This is a genomic window from Streptomyces sp. NPDC005494 (assembly GCF_042872025.1).
Taxonomy (GTDB): Bacteria; Actinomycetota; Actinomycetes; order Streptomycetales; family Streptomycetaceae; genus Streptomyces.
On record NZ_JBIAJR010000002.1, the window covers coordinates 252,435 to 261,456 of the forward strand.

The 9,022-nt window shown below is 71.1% G+C and carries 7 protein-coding genes; all 7 read left to right on the forward strand.

What is annotated here, in order from left to right; genetic code table 11:
- Window positions 1-163: 163 nt before the first annotated feature.
- The 7 genes from ACFYQ6_RS06965 to ACFYQ6_RS06995 all read left to right on the forward strand — a co-directional run bounded on the left by ACFYQ6_RS06965 (window position 164) and on the right by ACFYQ6_RS06995 (window position 8,820).
- The gene (locus ACFYQ6_RS06965) at window positions 164-1,147 is read left to right on the forward strand and encodes a ferric reductase-like transmembrane domain-containing protein (protein ID WP_388761249.1); all 984 of its coding nucleotides are present in this window, start codon (window positions 164-166) and stop codon (window positions 1,145-1,147) included.
- A 132-nt stretch (window positions 1,148-1,279) separates the two neighbouring features.
- Window positions 1,280-1,471 carry a hypothetical protein gene (locus tag ACFYQ6_RS06970; RefSeq protein WP_388762210.1) on the forward strand — a complete coding sequence of 64 codons (192 nt, stop codon included), beginning with the start codon at window positions 1,280-1,282 and terminating at the stop codon, window positions 1,469-1,471.
- Window positions 1,472-1,677: 206 nt separating this feature from the next.
- A complete protein-coding gene (gene argJ / locus ACFYQ6_RS06975) occupies window positions 1,678-2,832 on the forward strand; it encodes a bifunctional glutamate N-acetyltransferase/amino-acid acetyltransferase ArgJ (protein WP_361573054.1) in 1,155 nt (384 codons plus the stop codon).
- Between the two features lie 230 nt (window positions 2,833-3,062).
- On the forward strand, window positions 3,063-4,697 hold the full coding sequence (locus ACFYQ6_RS06980; protein WP_388761253.1) for a LuxR C-terminal-related transcriptional regulator: 1,635 nt from the start codon (window positions 3,063-3,065) through the stop codon (window positions 4,695-4,697).
- 831 nt (window positions 4,698-5,528) lie between these two features.
- On the forward strand, window positions 5,529-7,037 hold the full coding sequence (locus ACFYQ6_RS06985) for a class I adenylate-forming enzyme family protein (RefSeq protein WP_388761255.1): 1,509 nt from the start codon (window positions 5,529-5,531) through the stop codon (window positions 7,035-7,037).
- On the forward strand, window positions 7,034-8,179 hold the full coding sequence (locus ACFYQ6_RS06990) for a hypothetical protein (RefSeq protein WP_388761258.1): 1,146 nt from the start codon (window positions 7,034-7,036) through the stop codon (window positions 8,177-8,179). The genes ACFYQ6_RS06985 and ACFYQ6_RS06990 overlap by 4 nt, the downstream gene beginning before the upstream one ends.
- Window positions 8,179-8,820 (forward strand): FMN-binding negative transcriptional regulator, encoded by a 642-nt coding sequence (locus ACFYQ6_RS06995; RefSeq protein ID WP_388761261.1) that lies wholly within the window; start codon window positions 8,179-8,181, stop codon window positions 8,818-8,820. The genes ACFYQ6_RS06990 and ACFYQ6_RS06995 overlap by 1 nt, the downstream gene beginning before the upstream one ends.
- The last annotated feature ends 202 nt before the right edge of the window (window positions 8,821-9,022 follow it).

Genomic DNA, 9,022 nt, shown 5'->3' on the forward strand with positions numbered 1-9,022 from the left:
ACAGCTGATTCCACACTCCTCCGTATCCCGGCCGGTGGCAAAGCGCCCTGGTGGCGGCTCTGGCCGGATAACGTCTCGGGGATCGCGGCCCCCTCAGCCAGACTCGTTGTCCCACGCCACATACGTACCGCCGCTGAGGTGGCCCGTGCCCAGGAGGCCCGTGATGGAGTCGGAAGCGAGGCCGGAGGGAGACGGGGCAGCGGCCACGCCTGGACGGCAGCGGCCTTCCGGCGACCGCGTGGCTCTGCGTGGTGACATGCGGGCCGCCCTGCCCGACGTCGCTGCGGCTGCGGTGGTCACGGCACTGGTGTTCGTGTTCCTGCGCGCGCGCATGGCATCGGGCGAGTCGGACACCGTTGCCGTCATGCCGTTCATGGACGATCCCGGTACCTACTGGATGTACCTGCTCAGCCAGGCATTCGGATGGTCGGGCCTGCTGTGGGCCTGGGGCACGGTCATGATCGGTCTGCTGCTGTCCGGGGCTCACTCGACCAGGCTGCCGGTCTCGCGGCAGGTACTGGAGCGTTGGCACCGCACCACGAGCCTCACGACGACGGCGCTGATGTTCGCACACGCGCTGATGTTCGCGGCGGAACTCGTACGCTACGAGACGAAGGTGTCGTGGGCCGAGCGGTTGTGGGTGGGTTTCGCGGACACCTTCGTGCCGGGCTGGTACGACTCAGGCACCGGCCGGATCGCGATACCGCTCGGACAAGGAGCCCTCTACCTGGCGATTCCCTTGGGGCTGCTGTTCTACGTTCGGCACCGCATCGGAGCGAACGCCTGGCGGCGCCTGCACCGTTTCGTGATCGTCGTATATGTGCTGAGCGTGTGGCACACGCTGCTGTACGGAACCAATGTCTGGTACGGGGACTGGCCGCGCACCGTCCTGTGGTTGCTGCAACTGCCGGTCGCGTGCCTGCTGTTGCTCCGCCTGCTGCGGCCGGCCCGGCGGGCGGAACAGCTGGGCTCGCCGGGTGGGCGCAGGGGTGCAACCGCGGGGTGGTGGGTGCGGGCGGCAGGGCGGGCCGCTGCCGGAGCGGTGATCGTCGGGCTCGTCGTCGTGGTGGCTTCAGACCGTGACGGTGGTCGGGACCGGCCCGCTCACCCGCCCGCGACGGTCCCGCACGCGCAGGAGACGGAGTGACGGCCTGAACCGTCGCCCTGGGCCGGAGTGATTGCGGATGGCCCGGCGACGGTGGCACGAGCACGCGCTCGGGTCGCGTCGGCCGTGGCAGCTGACTCGACCGCGAGCGGTGCCTACTCGTCTTCGAGAGCGGTGTTCCGGAGAGCGGTTTTCCGACGAGCTTCGTTCCGGAGAGCTGCATTCCGGAGGGCTGTGCTCCGGATGGCCACGTTGTGGACCCGGCACCCTCGTCCGGCGCCGCCCGGGAGCCCCCCGCACCCAGTGGGCAGGAGCCGGTTGGGTGGGCGGGGAAGGCGTGCAGGAGCACGTGTTACGGCAACGTGAATGCAAAAGTATGTAGTCGCGAGGTCCAGTACCTGTCCAGAATGCGGATGGCTGGCTGAACAGTGCGGCAAACAGGGTGATTTAGTGGGTCGTATGTCGTGATCGCTTGCTCTACCGTGGCGCGAAAGTGTACGGTTCACGGAATCTTCATGCATTGCCGGACTGCCTCGCACGGAGGGTCCGGACCACTCGGGAGGTCTGCCGGTATGGGATCCATGGCGCCGCGCGGTTTTCGCAGTGTCACCATGAACATGGGGCTCAAGGACGTCGATGACGACTTCGCCGCCGTGGTGTCCGAAGTACCCGCCCGTTCCGCGGCGGTCTTCACCCGTTCGCGCTTCGCCGGCCCGAGTGTCGTCATCAGCCGTGAGGCCGCCTCCCGCCGGAGCGCCCGCGGCATGGTGGTGCTCTCCCGCAACGCCAATGTGGCGACCGGCAAGACGGGGGCCGCGCACGCCGCCGAGGTGCGGGCCAAGGTGGCCGAGGCCGCCGGGGTCGAGCCCGAGGACCTGGTCATCGGTTCCACGGGGGTGATCGGCCGGCCCTATCCCATGGAGGGCATCCGGGCCGGACTGGCCTCGCTCTCCTGGCCGTTCCCCGAGGCCGACTACGCTTCTGCGGCCAAGGCCATCATGACGACCGACACCCGGCCGAAGTACTTCACCGTGCCCTGCGGTGACGCGGTGCTCACCGGCATCGCCAAGGGCGTCGGCATGATCGAGCCGAACATGGCGACGCTGCTCACCTTCTTCTTCACCGACGCCGACATCCCCGCCGACGATCTCGACGCCCTGTTCCGGCGCGTCATGGACAAGACGTTCAACGCGCTGAGCATCGACACCGACACCTCGACGAGCGACACCGCCGCGATCTTCGCCAACGGTCTCGCGGGGGCCGTCGACCTCGACGAGTTCGAGCGGGCGCTGTACGAGTGCGCCCTGCACCTCGTGCGGGACATCGCGTCGGACGGCGAGGGGGCCTCCAAGCTGATCGAGGTCCGCGTGACCGGAGCGCGCGACGACGCGCAGGCCAAGCGGGTCGGCAAGAGCGTCGTCAACTCACCGCTGGTCAAGGCCGCGGTGCACGGCGCCGACCCCAACTGGGGCAGGGTCGCGATGGCTGTCGGCAAGCTCGACGACGAGACCGACATCGACCCCCCGAACGTCGGTATCCGCTTCGGTGACCTCGTCATGCATCCCGAGGAGCCGAGCGATGAGCTCCTGGCGGAGGCGTCCCGCTACCTGACCGGCGACGAGGTCGTCATCCGGGTCGACCTCGGCATCGGAGACGGTGCGTTCACCGTCTACGGATGCGACCTGACCGAGGGCTACGTGAAGATCAACGCCGACTACACCACCTGACGTCCGACGGTCGTCGCGGACCACGCTGCCCGGTGCCACGCACCGGGCAGCTCCGCGCGTCCGGAAGCAGCCCACCAGGCCGGCAGCGGCGTACGGCGCACGACGCCCCTGCTCGGGGAGTGCCGGGAAGAGCTCCGTCCGGTGGGCAGCAGGCGGAGGATGAACAGGGAAACGCCGGGCATGCGGCCGTAGGGCGGGGCCGCGGCGCGCCACTGATCGGGGGGAGATCCATGACGGCGTCGGGGGACGGTGACCGAGAAGGGCCGGGCACAGCGGCGGCCCTCCAGCGCAGGGCGGAGCACCTGTTCAGGCTCGGGCACGCGGACGAGGCGCAGGCCGTCCTCATACGGGCGCTCGCCGTGGCAGGCGACGGGGCCGACCATTCGAAGGCGGAGCTTCTGGAGCGCCTCGGGCGCTATCTGGACGCGTCCAGCTGCAGTTGGACGCACGACTACTTCGAGCAGGCGCTCGCCGAACTGCGCCCCGACGAACCGTTCCACAGCAAGGTCAAGGTGCTGTGCTCGGTCGGCTTCGCCTATGTGCAGAGAGGGCGCACCGAGGAGGGGATGGGTCTGTTACGCGAAGCGTTCGACCTGGCACGGGACGTCGTGGACACCCAGCTGGAGATGACCGTGCACACCGTGGCGGCCGAGGCCCTGCTCGCCCTCGGCACGCCGGAGGAGTCGATCGAACGCACCCGCCGCGCGCGGCGCCTCGGTATGGAGTCCGCCCAGCACCACATCGTGGTCCGCTCCTACCTCAACGAGGCGAGGGCCGCCTACCTGAGGACCGGGAGCGTCGGCGACGCCCTGCGGATCAAGAGGGTCGGGCTCCGGTACGCGCGGGACTTCGGTGAACTCGCCACCAAGGAGGGCGACACACTGCGGCTGTCGCTGGTGAAGGACCTGATCGAGGCCGGCCACTGGTCGGAGGCCGACTCGCTGCTCGGCCCGGCGGTCGCCGACGGGCGCCACGGCTCGATCAACGCGGTGGAGGAGACCCTGGTCCGCTGCTGGCTGACGAGCCGGCAGGGTCCGCGCCCCCGGACGGTGCCGCCGTTCGTCGAACTGGTCGAGTCGAGCAGTCCGACCCGCCACGCCTACCTGCTGAACATCGCGCTGGCCGCCGCCGTGCGGCTGGAGGACTACGCGAGCGTGGAGGAGCTGATAGGCAGGGCGCTGACACTCGCCGAGGGAATACTCACTCCGTCCGGCTGCGGTCTGCACGTCGTGGACGCCCTCGCCTCTGCGATCGAGTCGCAGTGCGAGGGGCGGCACACCCTCATGCATCCCGACAGTTCGCCGTCCCGCTTGCTCGATGTCATCGAACGTACATACCCCAAGGTGCGCGGCCATGTGGCCGCCACGTACGAACTCACCGACGGCGTCGTGGCGCAGGCGCGCGCCCGGTGCGCCCCCGGACCGGATGCCGCCGCGCGGCACTGGGACGAGGCGATCGTCGTCTTCCGTCGGACACATGCCCGCGCCCGCTTGGTCACGGCACTGCTGGGCAGGGCCGCGCTGTACGGGCCCGTGGCCCGGGCCCGCCTCCTCCTCGACGAGGCGGAGCAGATCGCCCGCGACATGCGAGCGGCGCCGCAGCTCGAACGGATCGCGGCCCTGCGCGGTGCCGGGGCGGCGACGGCGGTGCACACCGCTCCGACCGCGGCGCTGACGGGGCGACAGCAGCAGGTTGTCTCCCATCTCGCCCGGGGTCGCACCGACCGGGAGATCGCCGGGGACCTCGGGCTCAGCGTCCGGACCGTCAACGCGCATGTCGTGCAGATCCTCGGACGACTCGGGGTCCGCAACCGCGCGGAGGTCGCCGCCTGGTACCACCGGTCGGGTCCGGTCCGGGAGGTGTGAGCGTCGCGGACCGCGGCGCCCCGGCTGCTCCGCGCCTGGCCGGCCTCCGCCCGGGTGCTTCCCGCGGGGCCTGCCTCCGCCCGGAGGACGTGTGCTCGCCGCCCGGTGGGGTTCTGCCGCACGCCGGCGCGGCTCCTGCGGCCTCTCCGAGCCTGCTGTGACGTCCGTCGGGAGCCCGGGCTCCCGACGCCGAGGGCTCCCGGGGCCTCCCATGTGCCTTCGTGCGGCATCGGCACATCCGTACCGGGGATTCGAATCCACGGGTACGAGTCGCGCGAAGCGCATCGGTATTTCTACCTAGGTACCGTGCGGGAATGTCTCGTCATATGGAATCGTCTTGCGCGGGCAATGTCCGTGTGATTTCTTCGACATGCCCGGTCGCCGCTTCGGTTCGGCGGCCGTGTGTTCAAAGGCAGTGAGTGGGGGAAGCGCCTTTGCGGCGTCGGTTGTTCACGTTTTCGGGGGATGGGCGCGGCTTCGGCCGCTGCGGGGGATGACACGGCCACGCTGTTCACGAAACAGCTGATTCTGAGCAACTCGACTGCTGTACAAGCGGGTCGGGGATGCCGAACGCGGTCCACGTTGCACCTCCGGCGCCCTTGTTCCGCCGTGCGCGTGCGGCGGCGCGGAGACGCGCCGGTGACCGGTCCCCGGCGAGCGGCCGAGTAATTCGTGCAGATTTTCCAAGAGGGTCGATTCCGCTTTGATCGCCTCCCCTGCGTCTGTGGGGGAATTGGTGGATGAATTTCCCTGCGTGTTCCACGTTTCGCGGACGCCGTCGTCCGCGGTTTTCCTGAAGTTCGGCAGAAATACCCTGGAGGAATTCCCGCCGTGACGCAGCACGCCGTGACGCAGCATGCCCGGCCCCGGTCCGCCGGCCCGGCGCCGGGAGGCGAAGGAGAGGTGTACGCGGGCTTCCGTGCCGCCGCCCTCGCCGCCCCCCGGACCCCTGCGGTGATCTCTCCGGACGGGGCCATCACGTCGTACGGCGCACTCCTCGACGCCGTGGAGGCGGCGGCGGCTCGGCTGGCCACCGCGCTCGGGCCCGGGGACGTCCTGGGCCTCGCCGTGGACGACCCGGTCGCCTTCGTCGCCGTCTACCTCGCCGCGTCCAAACGTGACCAGGTCACCGTGCTGCTCGACGGCCGGATGCAGCCGCACGGGACGCCACAAGGGACCGCGCGCTTCGACGTGACCGTGCTCGCGGTCGCCGACGGTGCGGGTTCGTTCGGGCTCAGCCCCGTCGCCGGGCGTGAACAGCCCGGAGGCGTACCCGCCCCGGCGTATCTGCCGGACGACTTCGTCGTGCACTGCACGTCCGGATCGACCGGTGAGCCCAAGGGCATCGTCATGACCGAGGCCGCGGTGTCGGCCCGGGTCCGCCTGTGGGCGGGCGAGATGGAACTGACCGCCGCGGACACCGTGCTGTGCCCCCTGCCCCTGTGGCACTGCCACGGCATCGACGTCCTCACCCTGCCCGCCCTGCTGAGCGGCGCCACCGTCGTCCTGGCGCGAGGGGACCGGCTCACCGGCAGAGGGCTCGCCCGGATCATCCGGCGGCACGGCGTCACCGTCATGAGCGGACTGCCCGTCATGTACGGCATGCTCACCGACGCGAGCAGTGCCCGCGCGGGGGACCTGTCGTCGCTGCGGCTTGCGATCTCCGGCAGCGCGCCGCTCGACCCCGCCGTCCAGACCCTGTTCCACGAACGGTTCGGGCTGCCGCTTCGCCAGGTCTACGGGCTCTCGGAGATCGCCGTCATCTGCTTCGACCGCCGGTACACCGGCCGCGGCTCCATCGGGCTGCCCGTCGCCGGCGTGGAGCACCGCCTCGAACCGGTACCCGAGGAGGACGCCCACGAGGGCCCCGCGTACGAACTGTACGTCCGCGGGCCCGGGCTCGCCCGGGGGTACTACAGCGACCCCGCGGCCACCGCCGAGATGTTCGAGGACGGCTGGCTGCGCACCCGCGACCTGGTGCGCGCCGACGCCGACGGCTGGTACGTCCTCGGGCGGCGTTCCACCTTCGTCAACGTGGCCGGGAGCAAGGTCGGGCCGCTCGAGGTGGAGGCGGCACTGCGCGACTGCCCGGGGGTGCTCGACACCGCTGTGGTGGGCGTCCCGGACGCACGTACCACCGAGCGGATCGCCGCCGTCCTGGTGACCGGGGACGGCTTCGACCTGGCGGCGGTCCGCCGACGCCTCGCGGAGCGGATGCATCCACACCAACTGCCCCGGCAGTACCACGTGACCGCGGCGCTGCCGCGCACACCGCTCGGCAAGACCGACTACGCCGCCGTGAGGCGGCTGGTGCTCGACCAGGAGGGGAAGACCACGTGACCAGCACAGTGGCCGGGGAGGCGGCCGTCGCCGATGCCGGGGCCCGGCTCGACGCCGTGGGGGAGGGGCTCTGGGAGGAGCTGTCGGCCACGCCGCCGGCCGACCACGAGAAGGACGCGTCGGGCGTGTTCGCCCTCCTCAAGCGCACCCGCGCGACGGCGATGCTGATTCCCGCCGCCCTCGGCGGATCCGGCGCGAGCGCCGCGCAGGCGGTGCGTTTCCAGGTCGCCCTCGGATCGCTCGCACCGTCCGCCGCGATCGCGACGACCATGCACCACTACAAGATCGCCGCCCTCGGCAGGGTCGCAGCCTCCGGCGACGAGCGGGCCGGCGCGATCCTCTCGGGAATCTCCCGCGACGCCCTGCTGATCGCCTCCGGCGGCGCCGAGTCCACCCCCGGCCGCGATCTGCGCAGCCTCGGCAGCCAGGCCGTCCGCGACGGAGGCGAGTACCGCGTCACCGGACTGAAGCGGCCCTGCTCGCTGTCGACCAGCATGGACATGATGTCCCTGATGGTGGAGCTGCGGGCACCCGACGGCTCACCGGAGGGGTACGCGCAGGCATTCGTCGACGCCCGGGCACAGGGGCTGACCCGCAGCCCGTTCTGGCAGAGCCCCGTCTTCCTCGCCGCCGAGAGCCACGCCGTGCGGCTGACGGACGTACGGATCGACGCCGGGCAGGTCTTTCCGCTCGTCGGCGACGGGGGACGCCGGTTCGCGACCGACTGCTACCTCTGGTTCCAGCTGCTCATCACCGCCTCCTACCTCGGCGTCGCCTCCTGCCTGGCCGACGCGACGCCCCCCGAGAGGCGAGCCTCGTCCCGGGGCCGGCGCGAGGCCGTGGCCCAACTGCGCGAGCTGGAGGGCGTACTGCTGCGGGCCGCCGGAGCCGTCGACGAGGCCGCACCCGCCCGCGACCAGCTCAACCTCGCCGTGCGCGCCCGTGACCGGGTCGAGGACGAGATCGGCGCCGTCGGCGCCGCGCTGGTGCGCGCCGCGGGTGGCGGCGCGTTCGCCCGCGGCGACCTGTGGACGGGCCTCGCGGGCGCCGTCAACGCGATCGCCTTCCACCCGCCGCAGCGCGGCGCGCGCGAGGGCGTGGGCCTGGAAGAACTGGATGCCGACGTGAGGGACCGCGACTGATGTACACCAGAGACCACTTCAGCCTTCCGCTGCCTGCCATGTGCGAGTTCGTCCGCGCCAAGTCCTTCGGGGTGCTCGCCACCTCCCACGAGGGGCGGATCCACACCTCGCCCCTCCCCGTCGACCTGCGCGAGTCCGACGAGGGCGAACTGTTCGTCGCCGGGCACGTGGCCAGGGCCAACGCCATGTCCGGGACCTTCGGCGCCGGCGGCCTTGCCACCGTGACGGTCCTGGGACCCGACACCTACGTCGCCGCCGAGTGGTTCGGCACCCGCGACCGCATACCCACCTGGCTCTACTGCGCCGTCGAGGTGTCCGGCCGGCTGGAGCTCAGTGACCCCGCACAGACCCGTGCCGACATCGAGGTACTCATCGACCGCCTCCAGCGGGCCACGGTCGAGGGCCCGCCGTGGACGCTCGACGAGATACCGGCGCACCTGTCCGAGGTGTACCTGAAGGACATCGTCGGGTTCCGCCTCCGCGACCTCGAACTGACCTCGTGCTTCCGCCTCAACCAGCGCAAGGGCGGTACGGAGAGCCTGGCCCGCGCGCTGCAGGACGACGGCGCCGGGGCCCTGAGGGACCTGGCCGACATGGTCCTCGACCCGCCGACCACGAGACGCGGGTGTCCGGCCTCATGAGCGCACGGGACAACGGCGCACGGCGCAATGGCACGCGGGACGACGGCACACGGGGCCACGGCGCGCGGGGCAATGGCACGTGGGACGACAGCGCACGGGACAACGGCGCGCGGCGCAATGGCACGTGGGACGACGGCACGCGGGGCAATGGCACGTGGGACGACGGCACATCGTACGGACGCACACAGGACGCCTTGTCCCG